The 15694-nt window shown below is 69.2% G+C and carries 13 protein-coding genes; 9 read left to right on the top strand and 4 right to left on the bottom strand.

What is annotated here, in order from left to right:
* Nucleotides 1-37: 37 nt before the first annotated feature.
* A complete protein-coding gene (locus ACTVZO_RS01235) occupies nucleotides 38-2131 on the top strand; it encodes a hypothetical protein (protein WP_443296500.1) in 2094 nt (697 codons plus the stop codon).
* Between the two features lie 111 nt (nucleotides 2132-2242).
* On the opposite strand, the gene ACTVZO_RS01240 is transcribed toward ACTVZO_RS01235, so the two are convergent.
* The 3 genes from ACTVZO_RS01240 to ACTVZO_RS01250 form a co-directional block, all read right to left on the bottom strand.
* Nucleotides 2243-2764 carry a hypothetical protein gene (locus ACTVZO_RS01240; RefSeq protein WP_443296501.1) on the bottom strand — a complete coding sequence of 174 codons (522 nt, stop codon included), beginning with the start codon at nucleotides 2762-2764 and terminating at the stop codon, nucleotides 2243-2245.
* 197 nt (nucleotides 2765-2961) lie between these two features.
* A complete protein-coding gene (locus ACTVZO_RS01245) occupies nucleotides 2962-4065 on the bottom strand; it encodes a sensor histidine kinase (protein WP_443296502.1) in 1104 nt (367 codons plus the stop codon).
* Nucleotides 4066-4139: 74 nt separating this feature from the next.
* Nucleotides 4140-4808, bottom strand: a complete 669-nt coding sequence (locus ACTVZO_RS01250) for a response regulator (protein WP_443296503.1) — start codon at nucleotides 4806-4808, stop codon at nucleotides 4140-4142.
* 398 nt (nucleotides 4809-5206) lie between these two features.
* On the opposite strand from ACTVZO_RS01250, the gene ACTVZO_RS01255 reads away from it, so the two are divergent.
* The 4 genes from ACTVZO_RS01255 to ACTVZO_RS01270 all read left to right on the top strand — a co-directional run bounded on the left by ACTVZO_RS01255 (nucleotide 5207) and on the right by ACTVZO_RS01270 (nucleotide 11197).
* A complete protein-coding gene (locus tag ACTVZO_RS01255; protein ID WP_443303015.1) occupies nucleotides 5207-7093 on the top strand; it encodes a glycosyl hydrolase family 8 in 1887 nt (628 codons plus the stop codon).
* A 673-nt stretch (nucleotides 7094-7766) separates the two neighbouring features.
* Nucleotides 7767-8687 (top strand): hypothetical protein, encoded by a 921-nt coding sequence (locus tag ACTVZO_RS01260; RefSeq protein WP_443296504.1) that lies wholly within the window; start codon nucleotides 7767-7769, stop codon nucleotides 8685-8687.
* 143 nt (nucleotides 8688-8830) lie between these two features.
* The gene (locus tag ACTVZO_RS01265; protein WP_443296505.1) at nucleotides 8831-9412 is read left to right on the top strand and encodes a hypothetical protein; all 582 of its coding nucleotides are present in this window, start codon (nucleotides 8831-8833) and stop codon (nucleotides 9410-9412) included.
* Between the two features lie 141 nt (nucleotides 9413-9553).
* Nucleotides 9554-11197: a PKD domain-containing protein gene (locus tag ACTVZO_RS01270; protein WP_443296506.1), complete on the top strand. Its 1644-nt coding sequence runs from the start codon at nucleotides 9554-9556 to the stop codon at nucleotides 11195-11197.
* A gap of 85 nt (nucleotides 11198-11282) precedes the next feature.
* Here ACTVZO_RS01270 and ACTVZO_RS01275 read toward each other — a convergent pair whose 3' ends face one another.
* Nucleotides 11283-11621: an antibiotic biosynthesis monooxygenase family protein gene (locus ACTVZO_RS01275; protein WP_443296507.1), complete on the bottom strand. Its 339-nt coding sequence runs from the start codon at nucleotides 11619-11621 to the stop codon at nucleotides 11283-11285.
* A gap of 378 nt (nucleotides 11622-11999) precedes the next feature.
* On the opposite strand from ACTVZO_RS01275, the gene ACTVZO_RS01280 reads away from it, so the two are divergent.
* From ACTVZO_RS01280 to ACTVZO_RS01295, 4 genes are read left to right on the top strand one after another with little or no spacing between them, the layout of a single operon-like run.
* Nucleotides 12000-12908 (top strand): glycosyltransferase, encoded by a 909-nt coding sequence (locus ACTVZO_RS01280; protein ID WP_443296508.1) that lies wholly within the window; start codon nucleotides 12000-12002, stop codon nucleotides 12906-12908.
* A complete protein-coding gene (locus ACTVZO_RS01285; protein ID WP_443296509.1) occupies nucleotides 12901-13794 on the top strand; it encodes an alpha/beta fold hydrolase in 894 nt (297 codons plus the stop codon). Before ACTVZO_RS01280 ends, ACTVZO_RS01285 begins: the two co-directional genes overlap by 8 nt.
* Entirely contained in the window at nucleotides 13778-14407 is a 630-nt protein-coding gene (locus ACTVZO_RS01290) for an HAD-IA family hydrolase (RefSeq protein ID WP_443296510.1), read from the top strand. The genes ACTVZO_RS01285 and ACTVZO_RS01290 overlap by 17 nt, the downstream gene beginning before the upstream one ends.
* Nucleotides 14404-15561: an MFS transporter gene (locus ACTVZO_RS01295; protein WP_443296511.1), complete on the top strand. Its 1158-nt coding sequence runs from the start codon at nucleotides 14404-14406 to the stop codon at nucleotides 15559-15561. The genes ACTVZO_RS01290 and ACTVZO_RS01295 overlap by 4 nt, the downstream gene beginning before the upstream one ends.
* Nucleotides 15562-15694: the final 133 nt, after the last annotated feature.

Here is a 15694-nt window from a genome sequence, read left to right on the forward strand (position 1 = left end):
ACCGGACATCTCGGGAACACTCCGGGGCCCTGACCTCGTGGGCCTCGTCGCCGGGCCGTTCGGAGCCGCCATCTCCGCCGGCACCGCCGTCGGTCAGCTGATCTACGTTCTCGCGACCCAGGGCTGGGACGCGTTCGTGGAGAACATCGCCAAGGGCGGAGCCACTCTGGCCGCTATCGGTGTTTCGGCAGTGTTCGGCCCGAACAGTCCGGGGGCGCAGAGGCTGCTGGAACTGTTCGGCAACAAGAGTGATCCGTCGCCGGCGGTCGCAGACCAGCTCGCTGGAGATCTCCAGGTCCCCCTTCGTAAGATGCTGATGGCTTCGTGGGGTGCCGGCTGGGAGGAGGTTGCCAGGAAGCAAGGCAAGGCCGCCTGGGAGATGTACCAGTACGTGGAGCAGTTCGCCGCCTCCTACACGGCCTACGCCGAAGTCATCCTCGATGACGCCTACAACACCAAGAGCGATCACTCCAAGGCAGCGCACGACAGCCTCGTAAAGAACAAGCAGGCCTTGCGCGACCAGCTCAAGCAGCATCTTTATGATGAATCGACCGAGATGCTCAGGGAACAGAAGAAGGCAATTCACTACGACATGTTCGACAATCCGAAGAACGCGGAAGGATATCGCGACTTCGGAAAAAAGCTCTTCCAGGAAAAGAGGCGAGACATTCTCCTGTCGACTCTCTACGCCGGCGTGAAATCTGGAAAGCTAGGGGGCGGCCGGGCTGAGAAATTCAGTGTGGGCGGTCAAGACCTGAATCTGGAGACGCTCCTCGGAGGCGTCGACAGGGCCGCGGATGTTGCAGCGAATTCTACCGACGATCTGAAGTACAGCGGGAGCGACCAGCTCTGGGCGCTGGGCGCCCAGGTCAACGAGAAGGTCCAGTCCGAACTCGTCGCTCAATACGGCAACCTGATGACGGTGAGCAAGGTCAACGACACCTGGACACCGCCGCCACCGCCGCCGCCGACGCCTGGGAAGATTCCGCTCAAGGACGGGATTGACCAGCCCGACTACCCGGCCGGCACCTTCCTGGTGACGCAGGCCGGAGAGTGCCTCTACTACCAGGTACCCACTGCCGAGAACGGACAGGCCGACGGGGGTGTCAAGGAGACAGGCTGCACCACGGACCTTGCCAAGAAGTGGTCCGTCAATACCCTCGCCAACGGCGACGTCGAGCTCAAGTACGACGGCAAAGGCGTCGTCGACACCTTCACCGTCAACAACACCGACCTGACGCACGGGGACGGCACGTGGCTGGGCTGGCGCAACGGGGCCATCGGCCCTGAAATGGGCATGCCGCTCAGGGTCGTGAAGGACAACAAGCTCCTGAACATGCCGCCGAGGCAGCCCGTCGTCAAGATCCCGGTGAAGGACGGAGTCGACCAGCCGCTGTTCCCCGGCGGTACGTTCCTGGTGACGCAGGCCGGACAGTGCCTGTACTACCAGGTGCCCACTGCCGAGAACGGGCAGGTCGACGGAGGCATCCACGAGACGGCCTGCACCTCGGATCTCGCCAAGAAGTGGTCCGTCAACGTCGCCGGCAACAACGTCGAGCTGGCATACGAAGGCAAGGGCGTCATCGACACCTTCAGCCTCAAGAACAGCGACCTGACGTACGGCGACGGCAAGTGGCTGGGCTGGCACGGGGGCTTCATCGGTCCTGAAATGGGCGTCCCGCTCAGGATCGTCAAGGACAACAAGCTCCTGATGTCCGAGGCCACACCGGAGAAGATCCCCCTGCAGAACCTCCCCGAGCAGCCCGACTTCCCTCTCGGGACCTTCATGGTCACGAAGGACGGCCGCTGCCTGGCGTACCCGCTCAAGCCGGTGCCGTGCGGCAGCCCTGAGGCGAAGAAGTGGTCGGTCAAGCTCGTCAACAGCATCAATGTCGAGCTGAAGTACGACGGAAAGCATCTGAACTGGCAGCAGATCCCCGGCTACCTGTCTGAATCCGGCAAGACTGACGGCTCCAGCAACCTTTGCATGCTGAATCTCTGGCTCGGCAGCCTTGAGAAGAAGCGAGTGCACTACCTGCAGGACGAAGACAGCGGCTACTTCGATGTCGACCCCCAATCCGGGGGCGAACAAGTCTCCATTGTGATGGACCGGAAGGTACTGGGATTCTAGGGTCCGGGTCCGGGCCCGGATTCGATCGGATCCTGCCCGTCGCAGGGTAGACGTAGGTGAGGCCGCCGCTTCCTGGGAAGCGGCGGCCTTCTCGTATGGGAGCTCCCCTTGTCAGGCGGCCTGGCTCAGGCGGAAGGTGAACTTGAATTCTGCGGGGATCGGCCCCAGGGGTGGCTTCTGCAGGACGCCTACGGCATCGCCCGTCACGTTCCGGAAGTCGTTCGTGCCGCCCGTGACGGCGTAATTGAGGACGCTGGGCAGCCCGGTCGTGGTGGTGATCACGGTGCTCGTGAAGATGTCGCCGCTCCTGGTGCCGAGGGAGGCAATGCGGAACGCCACATCGCAGAGGCTGGTCACAGCAGCCGGAGCAACGGACACGGCGGTGACGGTGCAGTCCCCCGTCGCCGTCCCGATCTTGCTCCCGGCCGCGTCGAACAGCTCGGCGTTGCCGGTGAACACCGTCCCCGGGGCCGGGCTGACCGGAACGGCGAGCTCGGTCTTCGAATAGATCTCCAGCGTTTCGGTGACCGCGGCCGCCTGAGCAGCTCCCGGACAGAGCGCGAGGGAGAGGACCGCGGTCACGGCTCCGGTGCACAGTGCGGCCGCCGTCCGGAGCCCGCCCGTCCGTCTCATCAGTTTCTCCGATCGCTTGGTCAGCGCATGCGCATGCTGCCCGGCCGGCTGTGGTCAGCGGTGCGGGCCGGCCGGGGCAGCCGCAGTCCACTCTGCGCAGACGGGGCCGCACGGTGCATGCGGTCGGGGGCAGATGAGTGACGGAGGGTCATGCGCGTGGGGTGCGCCTGCGCTGCGCGAGCCGGCGGGCGGGCCGGCTACGGGTGCGGGATCACCGCGCTGATCCGGTAGCCGGATCCCGACGGGCCCGCGGTGAAGGTGCCGCCGATCAGGGAGACCCGTTCCTGGAGTCCGATGAGTCCGTACCCGCTGCCCGGCAGCCCGGCACCGCCCGGCCGCGCGGACCCCTCGTCGTCCACTGTCACGCTCACCGCGTCGATGCGGCAGTCCACCGCGATGCGCACCGGGGCGCCGGGAGCATGTTTGGCCGCGTTGGTCAGTCCCTCCTGGGCGACCCGGTACAGGGCCCGTTGCGTGCTGGAGGGGAGGGCTTCCGGATGGCCGTTGACCGTCAGCTCGGCCTCCTGCCCGATCCCGCGGGCGCGTTCGACGAGGTCCGGCAGCGAGGCCGCGAGGACGTCGGTGGTCTTCCGAGCCTCGAGAGCCCCGGGGCCAGGGGTCAGGATGCCCAGGATTCCTCGCAGTTCCTCCAGCGCCTGGTGCCCCTCCTCACGGATCAGGTCCGCGTAGCCGGCCACGTCCGGGTCGGTCGCGGCCTGGCTCACGGACAGGGCGTTCGCGGTCAGCACCACGTTGCTCACGCGGTGGGCGACGACATCGTGCATCTCCCGGGCGATGTGTCCGCGCTCCTCCGTCCGGGCCTGCTGCACCAGCAGCTGGTGCTCCCGTTCGACGTGGGCCAGTTCGGCGCGGGCGGCCTCGGCGAGGTCCTTGCGGAACGCGACCACACACCCCGTGAGCACGGGGCCGACCACCAGGGCGAGGGAGTACATCAGCTCGCGCCCGTCCCACCGGTCGGCGGCCCGCAGCGCGACGAAGCTGGTCAGCGCCGCGAGCGCGGTGACGGCCACGAGCACGCGGACCCGGCGGTACCGGGCGAAGCCGAGTGTGTACAGGGCGACGGCGAGCGCGGTGGGCGTGAAGGCGACGACGTGGCAGAGCGCGACCAGGACGGCGGTACGGGTGGGCCACCGGCGCCGCCACCACAGCAGCAGCCCGACCGTCCCGGACACCACCGCGATCGCGACGGTCGGCTGGCCGGTGAGCAGACCGTTGGACGGTTTCGCCCAGACGTTGCCGACGCCGATCAGGACGCACGCCGCGACCACGGCCGCGTCCACGCACCGGGGTGTCCGAAGGAGCGGACCTACGCGCCGGAGCCGTCGGCGTCCGCCTTCGCCCGGCGGGACGCGGCTCACGTTTCCAGTCCGGCCCGGTAGGCCAGCCGTGCCGCCTGTACCCGGTTCTCCGCCCCGATCTTGGCCAGCAAGCGGCTCACCTGGCCTTTGACCGTGCCCTCGGTCAAGTAGAGGGTCTCACCGATGCGGGCGTTGGACAGCCCGAGCCCGATCAGGCGCAGCAGCTCGACCTCCCGCACGGTCAACGAGTCCATGACGACCCGTTCGTCGCGTGTCAGCTGTGCGGAGCCACGCGTGGCGAGTTGTTCCATCACCCGCGCGGTCACGGTCGGATCCAGGCTCGCGCGGCCCGCGGCGACGTGTCGGACCGCGGCCAGCAGGTCCAGCGCCGGTGTGTCCTTGAGCAGGTATCCGCTCGCTCCGGCCAGGACCGCCTCGTCGACGTACTCGTCCCGGGCGAACGTGGTCAGGATCAGGACCCGCGGCGGGACCGGCAAGGAACGCAGCGCCCTGGTGGCGGCCAGCCCGTCCACGCCGGGCATGTGGATGTCGACCAGCGCCACGTCCGGGCTGAACCGGCCGGCGGCCTCCACGGCGCTCTGCCCGTCCCACGCCTCTGCGACCACATGGACGTCGTCGGCCGATTCCAGCACGCGACACAGCCCGTGCCGGACGATCTCGCTGTCGTCGGCCACCAGGACCTGGATCAGCCTCGCGGTGCGCATTGCCGAGTCTCCGTCTGTCTCACACGGCCGGGGCCGCCCTGGGGAGCCGTACTCCAAGGCCGATGATGCCGCCCGGCTCCATCGGCCTCATTCGGCCTCACTCGGGTCGGGGTGCACTCCTGCACCGCGAGCGTAGGCGGGCGCGCGGGCGGCCGTCTTCCGCCGAAAGGCCGAAGGACGCCGTCCGGGGGACGTCGGGAGCGAAGCGGGCGGGGGAAGCCGGCCCTGGGCGGTGGGCCGGAACAGAGCCGCATCCGCGCGGTACGCCAGGAGTCAACCTTCGACGCCCCACCTGTCACCCCAGGACGACACCCATGATCCTCTCGGACTCCTACTTTGGTCACATCGGAGTCCGAGCCCGGACCCGAACCGGCGCCGTGGAGGGCCCTGTGATCCGGATGACGAGGCCCAAGCGGAAGCATGCGTACGTCGCCGCGGCGGTGGTGACCGTACTCGCGGCCGCCGCCCTGACCCCGATGGCCGCCGTGGCGTCCCCGGACGCCGGGTGGAGCGGAGCACTCACCACCAACGGCGGCGGCACCTGGTACACCGGGGGCCAGTTCACCGTGAGGAACACCGGCGGGCAGTCGGCCGGAGACTGGCGGCTGGAGTTCGACGTCCCGTCCGGCGCCTTCCAGAACCACTCCTCCTGGTTCACCGACAGCGCCCAGCACGGCACCAGGGTCGTCATCACCCCGAAGCCGGGTCACACCGTCGGCGGCGGTCAGAGCGTCCAGATCGGCTTCGGGATCTCCGGTGACGGCAGTACCGGACTGGACGTGCGGGGCTGCTCGCTGGGTGGAGCACCGGTGACCGGCTGCACCGGCGCTACCACGCCCCCCGAAACCGATCGCCCCGGCGCTCCCCGGGCCGAGGGCTCCGTTCTGGGCGCCACCTCCGTCAAGCTGACCTGGACCGCGGCCACGGACAACGCCGGCGTCACCGGCTACGAGGTGCTCCGGGGCGGCACGGTCATCGCGGAGGTCGGCGGCTCCGCACGAGAGCGGACCGTGAGCGGACTGACCCCGGACACCCAGTACTCCTTCAGCGTCCGCGCGAAGGGCGCGGCCGGGAACGTCTCCGCCGAGAGCAACAGGGTCACCCTGCGCACACAGACACCCGCGAAGCCGCCCGTCGGCGGTCCGAGCATCCCCTTCGGCAGCCACACCTTCTCCTACGCCCCCGGCACGATCACCGTCTCCGGCAGCCAGCCGGCCAACGACGCGAAGGTGGTGGAGTACTACAAGCGCTGGAAGGCCGCCTTCGTACGCTCCGACTGCGGCAACGGCTGGTCGGCCGTCGCCTCCCCGGACGCCGACCACCCGTACGTGGCCGAGGCCCAGGGGTACGGCCTGACGGTCCTCGCCACCATGGCGGGCGCGGACGCCGAGGCACGCACCACCTTCGACCGCGTCCTGAAGTACGTCCTGGACCACCCGTCCGCCATCGACAAGGACCTGCACGCCGCCGAGCAGAACTCCGCCTGCCAGAGCGTCAACGGGGGCGACTCCGCCACCGACGGAGACCTGGAGATCGCCTACGCGCTGCTGCTCGCGGACAGGCAGTGGGGCAGCACCGGTACGTACGACTACAAGGCCCTCGCGGTCAAGCGCATCAACGCCATCAAGCGGAGCGAGATCGTGGCCCGCACCGGCCTGGTCAACCTGGGCGACTGGTCATCGGGTACGTGGGACACCATCAGCCGCACCTCCGACTGGGTGCCGGGCCACTTCCGGGCCTTCGGGAAGGCGACCGGGGACCCGTCCTGGGACACCGTCCGCGACAAGCACCAGAACCTGATCGCCGACCTCCAGTCCCGCTACGCGCCGATGACCGGACTGCTCCCCGACTTCGTGATCAACACCGACACCGGCCCCCGGCCCGCCACCGGACAGGTCCTGGAATCCCCGAACGACGGCGGATACTCCTGGAACGCCTGCCGGGACCCCTGGCGCATCGGTGTGGACGCGCTCACCAGTGGCGACAGCCGATCGAAGGCCGCCGTCGCGAAGATGAACGCCTGGATCAAGAAGGCCACCGGCGGCAACCCCGACCAGATCCGGACCGGCTACCGGCTGGACGGCACCGTCACCCAGAACGGCTCCTCCCCCGCGTTCATCGCCCCGTTCGCGGTGGCCGCCGCCACCGACCCGGCGAGCCAGTCCTGGCTGGACGCGCTGTGGAACAAGCTCGACGCCACGCCGCTGAACCCGTCCAACTACTACGGGTCCACCATCCAGCTCCAGGCCATGATCGCGGTCACCGGCAACCACTGGACACCCTGAGCCCGCCCAGCCCGTCCGTGTCTCGCCCGGCGTCGTGCCGACGGCTTGTGGCAAGCCGTTTCCTCGACACGGTCGCCGAGAAGAAGAACGTCGGCGTGTGGGGCTGATCTGCTCTCAGAGCTGAGCGGGCCCCGTCTCTGAAGGGCCGCCCGGCAAGAGAAATGTGTGTGCGACTCCCTCTGAATCATCACTCGGGGGGAGTTTCGCATTGGACGCGGCGTTGGAGTGGGTACGGATCCCGCCCGCCGCGATCTTGATCGTGAGTCTGGGCGCCGTGGTCATTCCGGACCGCGTCCAGATAGCCAAGAGGGGCGCATCCGCCTCGGCACACCGGGGCCGGCGCCGTCCTCGCCGGACACAGTCGGCTCAGGCATCACAGGCCGGGCCCGCGGCATGGCCGCCCCCAGCCCGAACGGCCGCGTTCCTTTCGTATCGGCAGATACTGACGAAAGTCAGACACCGGGTTCAATGCGGACTGCCATGCTGAATAGGCAGGCCCTGAGGGGGTGCCCGCGATTTCAGGCGCGGCCCGTTCTACCGGGGTCGCGCTCAAGAAATTGACGGTACGCCACATTCGCTTCGCGGTCGCCGTCACAGGACTTGAAAGCCCACCCTCCCCGGGTTGCCCAGTGTTACAACCAGCACACCATCACAAAGACCGGAGCCCATCTCCATGCGCGTTCTCAGGAAAACCGCGATTCCTGCCATCACAGCAAGCCTTCTGGCAGTTTGTGGATTCGGCGTTCAGGTCGCCACGGCTACCGCCTCCCACGCGGACAGCCGGAGCTGCGATGAGCTGAAGCGCGTCCTGGATGCCCACTCGGACGCCTCCAGCCCCAACATGTACGCGAGCGGCGCCTACATCTCCGCATACCTGGCCGCCAAGGCTGCGGGGTGCAGCTTCCTCTCCGCAGGAAACACTTACCACGTCACGGGGACGAAGCCCGATGCGAGGCCGAACTCGAAGAACCTCTTCGGGGAGAACTTCAGGCTTCAGACCGAGTTCGACTCCACGCACAAGTGCAGCACTATCAGCTCAGGCCGTGGGATTTTCATCGACATTGACGGAGACGGAAAGCTCAGGGGCAAGGGGAACATCGGCTGCTCCGGGGACAATGAGCCTGCGAACATCCTGCACGGCAATGCCGAATTCGCCTGGCAGTCCGTGACCTACAAGGATGACGACGGCAACATCCGCAGTCAGCAGGTGGCCATGGATGACCAGTCCATCCGCCAGTTGTACCGTCTGGTCGTCATGACCGGACCGCACGCCGGAAAGTGTGCCGGGATCGAGGACCCGAACTCGGCCAATCCTGTGCTGCGTACAGCATCCTGTGAAACCAACAAGACGTACTTCGCCCCCCAGAGCGGTTCCCCCAAGGCCGGCGGGGATGTGCTCGACGCCATGTGGATCTCGGATACGGATCAGCTGCACAAGATCGGGCTGTCCCTTACGACTTCCAACACCAACGTGAAGCACCTCGGGGTCATCGACATAGCAGGAAAGCAGCGCACGGGCGATGCCGTCGTCTACAAGTACACCGGCGACTGGAACCAGAAGTACTTCTACCGGCCGTTGGACTACCGCGACTAAGCCGCACTCAACCTGGATCCGCCATGTGACCACAGGCGTCACGTGACCGACCGTACAGGCCCTGAGGGCTGCCGGTGCCGGTACCAGGGCCGGGCGGCATGTGTGAAACTCCCCCTGAATGATCACTCGGGGGGAGTTTCGCGTTGAACGCGCTGTTGAAGAGGGTGTGGGTCGGGCTGGCCGCGGCCTTGATCGTGAGTCTGGCCGCCGTGGTCATGCCGGACCAGGTACAGATAGACGGTGACGGACGCGTCCACTTGGGCGCGCCCGCGTCCACGCCGTCCCCGTCCGCGGTGGCGACCACGCCGGAGTCCGCGTCGCCGCCGCTCACCCGGGACGCCGTCGACGAAGTGATCCGGGCCGCGGTCAGTGCGGCGGGCCTCGACCAGGCACAGGGCCGCCCGATCGGCCCGGCGGGCGCCGACTCCGACAGGACGGGCTGGACGGCCGTCCGAGAGAAGACCGCCGCACAGTCGGAGATGAACGCGATCTGCGCCGACCTGGAGCGGCAGGGCTGGACGCTGAACCCGGGCGGCGACAGCCCCGACGTCTCCCGCAGCTACAAGCGCGGGGGCTGGTACCTGCTGGTGAGCACGCGCGGCAAGACCCAGGCGCCGTCCACCACCTCCGCCTTGAGCGACTCGCAGACCTACCTGACCGTGACGGGGCTCCAGCTGAACCTCGCCGACATCCCCCTTCCCGCGGTCACCGTCCGCATCGGCTGACCCTTGACGAGCGAATGGCCGGAGCCGGGGCCGGAGCCGTGGCGGCGATCTTCGTCACTCCGGGTATTCTGACCAAGATTTGATCATCTTGATCTAAAGAACGAACAAAATGGGGGGCCGGTGCGCAATCGCCGACTCGTAATGACCGCTGCCCTTGTGGCGGCGGGTCTCGGGGCTGTCCCGAGCATGGCCTCGGCCACCGAGGGGCCGGCCGCGTCTGCCGTGGCAGGCGAGAGCAAGGCCGAGCGGGCTGCCGTCCAGACCTGGCACAGCCCCGCGGAACGAACCGTCCGCACCGTGCACGGCGCGTCCGGGAGCAAGGCCGTCGCTCCGCAGGCTTCGAGTGTCCGCGAGGGCAACCCGGACCTCGCCATCAGCCTGGGCGGCGCCAGTTACTCCGCGCTCGGGCTCGAACTCAACACCAAGATCACCAGCGTGGACGTCGCGCTGGAGGTCGTCGTCGACTGGGGCGACGGCAAGACCGAGAAGCAGTCCGTCAAGGGTTCCGCCGAGCCGGCCTTCGCCCACACCTACGCCGAGGTCGGCGACTACCAGGTGTCGGTGACGGTGACCGACGCCGTCAACGGAGTCACGGCCGAGAACGGGTTCACGTACCTGACCCCGGGCTCCGACTTCACTCCGCACGCCCCGACCCGCCTGCTGGACACGCGTGACGGCACGGGCGTGAAGGCGGGCAAGGTCGCCGCCCGCGGCACGACCCGGGTGAAGATCGCCGAGAACGCCAAGATCCCCGCCGATGTCCGCGCGGTCGTCCTCAACGTCACCGTCACCAACACCACCACTGACGGCCACGTGACGGTGTTCCCGGGCAAGGGCTCCACACAGCCCATCACGTCGAACCTCAACTACACGGCCGGCCAGTCCGTCCCGAACCTGGTCATCGTGCCGGTCGGCACCGACGGCTACGTGGAGCTGTTCAACGGCGGCTGGGGCACGGTGGACCTGATCGCCGACGTCACGGGCTACTTCACCCGGTCCTCGTCCAGCGGCTACACGCCCATGACCCCGGTCCGCTTCGTCGACACCCGGTCAGGCGTGGGCACCGCCAAGGGCCAGCTCGCCTCGCGGAGCACCTTCTCCACGCAGATCAGCGGCCTGAAGGGGGTGCCCGCGGACGCCACGGCGGTGGCGCTGAACGTGACGGTGACCAACCCGAAGCAGGCCGGCCACCTGTCGGCCTACCCGGGCGGCGGCCAGCCCCCGACGGCGTCCAGCCTGAACTTCGCCGCCGGGGAGACAGTGGCCAACGCGGTCATCGTGCCCGTGGGCCCCGACGGCAAGATCAGCGTCTTCAACGGAGCCTGGGCGGACACGGACGTCGTGGTCGACGTCGTCGGACACTACGCGAAGGACGGCAAGGCGGCCTACCTGCCGTACGGGCCCTACCGGTGGCTCGACACCCGTGACCCGGGCAGCTGGTGGCCGGGCGGGCGCCTGCCGGCCCGCGGGTACGTTTCGCAGTGGGCCGACCCCGAGGCCAAGGGCGGCGAGGCGTACGTGCTGAACACCACCGTGACCAACACGACGGAGGCCGGCTTCCTCTCCGTCGCGCCCAGCCCGTTCCCGTGGCTGCAGAACGACCAGCCCGACGCACCCGTGCCGCCTCGTCCGGATGCCTCCACCCTGAACTGGACGGCCGGCAAGACCGTGCCCAACCTCGTTCAGGCCAGTGGCGGTGAGTTCGGCATCATCAACTTCTGGAACCAGGGCTGGAAGGACGCCGACCTGATCGTCGACATATTCGGGGCCTACCAGGCGTACTGATCCGACGGGCACGGCGGCGTCGACGGTCGGCTCCTGGGTGGCAGACCGCGCCGGGGCGGGCTTCTCCTGCTGGTGGTCTCCGCTGCTACGCACCTGCGCCGGTCGTCGGCGGCAGGGACGCGAGCGTGAAGTGCCGCACCCGGAGCGGCGCGACGAGGTACTCCTCCTCGCCCGGCAGAACCACGGGCTCGTCGCGCCAGCCCTCGCCCGCGTAGCCGACCAGGTCCTCCTCGCTGCGCCAACGGCTGACGTACACCAGGGAATCGGGCGGTGCGAGCAGCACCTCGTGGTCCAGCAGCCCCGGGTACAGGCCGGGGAACCCACGCACCGCAGAGACGATCATGTCGTGGAACGCCTCGAAACGGCCGGGACGTACGCGTGCCTCACTCACCCTGATGATCACGGCCACCAGGGTGTCACGCACGCGGGCGCGGCGCCACGGTCGTGCAGCAGCCCCCGGCCCTGGGCGGAGCCCTCCAATTCGGCTCAGTGGGCTCTCAAGGGGCCGGCGGGACAGTTTCGGGAACCTGTTCGCCGTGTCCATTGGAGGCTGCTCCATGCCCGCGCCCGTACTCGAACCGCAGGTGGACGCACCGCCCGCGACCCGCTCGCCCGCAGGGGCCCGCCCGAGCACGGAACAGGGGCACCTCTCCGACACCTTCGCGAGCCCCGTCTCTGACGAAAGGTCATGCGAGCGATGTTTATAGCGGCAATCGCAGACAGCGCCCCGGGAACCGGAAACCACACCACGATCGGCCGGATCGCAGCACATTTATCCCGTGCGGGCCATGAAGTGCGGCTGGTGGAAGCACGTACTCTCCCGGAGGCCCTCGCCGAGGGCGCCGGAGGACGGCGCTTCGACGCGGCGATCGTGACCCACGCCGTGGCCGCCGGTGAAATCCGGTGCAGCCTGAACCTCCCCTACGTCGTGGTGTTCGGCGGCACCGATCTCAACGAATTCTCCCTGGATCCCGCCCATCTCGCGGTCATGGCCGAGGCGGTGGCCGGCGCGGACGCCCTGGTGGCGTTCAACGACGACTTCGTACTGCGCTGCCTGGCCCTGTGGCCGGACACCATCAGGAAGCTCTACGCGATCCCCCAGGCGGTGGACACCGACCCGTCCGACTTCTCGCTGAAGGACCGGCTCGGCCTGCCGGACGACGCGAAGGTCTTCCTCCTGCCGGCCGGGCTCCGCCCGGTGAAGGACCCCCTGTTCCTGACCCGGTGCGTGGACGAGTGGCACCGGGAGGACCCCCGCGTGTGCCTGGTCATGGCGGGCGTCTCGTACGACGGGTTCGACGAGATCGTCCGGCGCCGATGTCTCAGACACAGCGGCGTCCACTACGCCGGTGTCCTGAACCGCCGGGACCTGCACGCGGCGATGCGCGAGGCCACCGCGGTCCTGAACACCTCGATCAGCGAGTGCAGCCCCAACGCGGTACTGGAAGCCATGCATCTGGGCACGCCGGTCATCGCCCGGGACATTCCCGGCAACACCTGCCTGGTGGCCGACGGCATCACCGGCTTGCTGTTCCACAGTCCGGACGAGTTCCGAAAACAGGCGCAGCGACTCCTCGAGGACCGGTCGCTCGCGGCCGCCCTGGCGACCAACGCCCGCCGGATGATCGACAGCAGGCACGGCCTCCCCGACGAGGCCGCCGCGTACACGCGGCTCCTTCAGCACGTGGCAAGGAGCTGCGTCCATGCGTGAGACGACGACGGTCCGGCTCCCCGGTCGCGAACTGTTCGTGGAGGCGTTCGGCACGCAGGGGGATCCCGTGGTCCTCCTGGTCGCGGGCACGGGAGCGTGCATGCTCGACTGGGACCGGGAGTTCTGTGCCCGGCTGGCGGCCGGGCGGCGGCGCGTACTGCGCTACGACGGGCGGGACACCGGCCGTTCGACCACCTGCCCGCCCGGCTCACCGGACTACGACCTGCACGGTCTGGCCTCGGACGCGATCGGCATCCTCGACGCCCACGGGGTCGGCGCGGCCCATCTGGTCGGGCTCTCCCAGGGCGGAGCCGTCTGCCAGCTGGCGGCGCTCACCCGTCCGGACCGCGTGACCTCGCTGACGCTCGTCTCCAGCAGTCCGGGCGACGCGGATCCCGAACGTCCGACGTTGCCGCCCACACCGCTGGAGACCCGGCTCGAACTGCACAACGCGCCCTGGCCGCAATGGTCGGACCACGCGGCGGTCGCGGAATACCTCGTGTTCCTGGACCGGCTGCACGCCGGAGCGGGCCGGGACTTCGACGAGGACTCCTCCCGTGATCGGGCGCGCAAGGTGGTCGAGCGGGCCGGGAACATCGAGTCCAGCCTGACCAATCACTACTACGTGGAGCCCGTCGCGCCCTGGCGCGGTCACCTGGCCGGGATTCGGACGCCCACCCTGGTGATCCACGGCGCGCACGACCGGCTCCTCCCGCTGGAACACGGCCTGGCCCTCTCCCGGGAGATCCCGGGCGCCCGGATGACGACCCTGCCCCTGGGCGGTCATGGTCTCGACCCCGGAGACTGGGCTCCGGTCATCAGCGAGATCCTCGATCACACCCGTCCCCTCGAAGAAGGAATCCACTCTCATGCTGCTGTCCGCTGAGCCCGACATCCGTCTGTCCTGCGATGCGCTGCTGTTCGACATGGACGGCGTGCTGGTCGATTCCCTGCGCACGATCGAACGCCATGTGCGCGAGTGGTCGCTGGAGCACGGGCTGGATCCCGCGAAGGTGCACGAACTGTCCGGCGGCCGTACCACCCGGGAGTTGATAGAGCTGGTGGCACCGGGCCTCGACTCGGCCGCGGAGGAGGCCCGGCTCCTGGTCCGTGAGGTCGAGGACACCGCGGGCATCACGGCGTGCCCGGGGGCGCTGGACATACTGGCCGAGGCCGGACCCTGGGCCGTGGTGACCTCCGGACGGCGCGCGGTGGCCCACGCCCGCCTGAACGCCGCGGGCCTGCCGGTACCCGGCGTACTGGTGACCGCCGATGACGTGACGGCCGGAAAGCCCGACCCGCAGGGCTACCTTCAGGCGGCCCGCCGCCTGGGCGTGGCGGCCGGCCGGTGTGTCGTACTGGAAGACGCGGCCGCGGGGATCGACGCCGGTGCGGCGGCCGGGATGACCACCATCGAGATCCGTCCCGTGCCGACCGGTCGGCCCCGCCTGGGCGACCACCTCGTCACCGGCCTGGACGCCCTACGAGTCGTACGGTGACGGACTTCGCGCGGCTGCGCCGGATCTACCTGCTCACCGGTGTGCTCAACGCCCAGTGGGGGGCGTGCCTGCCCGCCCTGGACGCCCGCCTGAACCTGGGCGAGGCGAGGCTGGGCGGCATGCTGCTGGCCATGGGGCTCGCCGCGATGGCGGGCATGACCGCGGCCGGTCACCTGGCCGCGCGACCGCTGCTCGCGTGGATCGCTCCCGCCACCGCACTGGCCCTCGCCGGACCGGCGGTCGCGGAAGGGTACGGGGCGCTGACGGTCGCGGCCGGGGTCCTCGGGCTGCTCCTGGGCGCCCTCAACGTGGTGTTGACGCTGCACGCCGCCGCTGCCGAGCATGCCCGCCGGCAGCCGGTCATGTCCCGGCTGCACGCCATGTGGACCGTCGGCGCGGTGGGTGGCGGCCTCGCCGTCGCAGCCGCCCTGCACGCCGGGGTGGGCGTGCAGGTGCTGCTGGCCTTCAGCGGACTCTCCTCGGCCGCTGTCATGGGCGTTCTCACCTTCCGGGCCAGGCCGCCCGTCCCGCGTCCCGCCGAGCCGGGCACCACCACGCGCCGCAGTCCCCTGCTGGTGGTGGCGATGGGGCTGCTGGGCGCGGCCGCCTTTCTCACCGAGGGAGCCGCCACCGACTGGGCCGGGGTCCATGCCCGTCGGGTTCTCGACATCACGCCGGCTGTGGCCTCCCTGGCCTATACGGGCTTCCTCACCGCGATGACCGTGGTGCGCCTTGCGGGCGACCGCCTCCACTCCCGCCTGGGTCCGGGCACCACGCTGCGGACCGCGGGGCTCGCCACCGCGACGGGACTGCTGCTCGTGATCTCCTCGTCCGCCCTCGGCCCGCTCGGCGCCTATGCGGGATGGGCCCTGGCCGGCGCCGGGATGGCGCTCATCTGGCCCGTCCTGGCCGGCACCGCCGGCCACGGGACGCCCCGCCAGCTTTCGACGATCACCACGCTCAGCTACAGCGGCAGCCTGGTCGGCCCGGCCGCCATCGCCTGGATCGCAGCCTCCACCTCCCTGTCCGCCGCCCTGGCGCTTCCCTTGGCGCTGGCCGTGCTCCTCGCGCTGACCGGCCCGTACGTCCTTGCCGCATGGATCGACACGACGGTCGCCACGGGGCGACGACGAAAGCTGGTCGAACAGCGTTGAGGGCTAGGGCCTGTCGTCAAACTCCCGTCTGCCCCGCGACGCCTGGCACGCGCTCTCGCCGCACCGGGCGAAAGCAAAGTACGTCCAGTACGCGTGCTTCCGCCCGGCGCACCGAGAGCACGCACCAGACGCC

This window comes from Streptomyces sp. IBSNAI002 (assembly GCF_052244475.1).
Classification (GTDB): domain Bacteria; phylum Actinomycetota; class Actinomycetes; order Streptomycetales; family Streptomycetaceae; genus Streptomyces.

Excerpts from the sequence above, each read along its gene's own strand:
- ACTVZO_RS01240 (WP_443296501.1), bottom strand. The coding sequence starts at position 2,764 with ATGAGACGGACGGGCGGGCTCCGGACGGCGGCCGCACTGTGCACCGGA.
- ACTVZO_RS01250 (WP_443296503.1), bottom strand. The coding sequence starts at position 4,808 with ATGCGCACCGCGAGGCTGATCCAGGTCCTGGTGGCCGACGACAGCGAG.
- ACTVZO_RS01255 (WP_443303015.1), top strand. The coding sequence starts at position 5,207 with ATGACGAGGCCCAAGCGGAAGCATGCGTACGTCGCCGCGGCGGTGGTG.
- ACTVZO_RS01260 (WP_443296504.1), top strand. The coding sequence starts at position 7,767 with ATGCGCGTTCTCAGGAAAACCGCGATTCCTGCCATCACAGCAAGCCTT.
- ACTVZO_RS01270 (WP_443296506.1), top strand. The coding sequence starts at position 9,554 with ATGACCGCTGCCCTTGTGGCGGCGGGTCTCGGGGCTGTCCCGAGCATG.
- ACTVZO_RS01285 (WP_443296509.1), top strand. The coding sequence starts at position 12,901 with ATGCGTGAGACGACGACGGTCCGGCTCCCCGGTCGCGAACTGTTCGTG.
- ACTVZO_RS01290 (WP_443296510.1), top strand. The coding sequence starts at position 13,778 with ATGCTGCTGTCCGCTGAGCCCGACATCCGTCTGTCCTGCGATGCGCTG.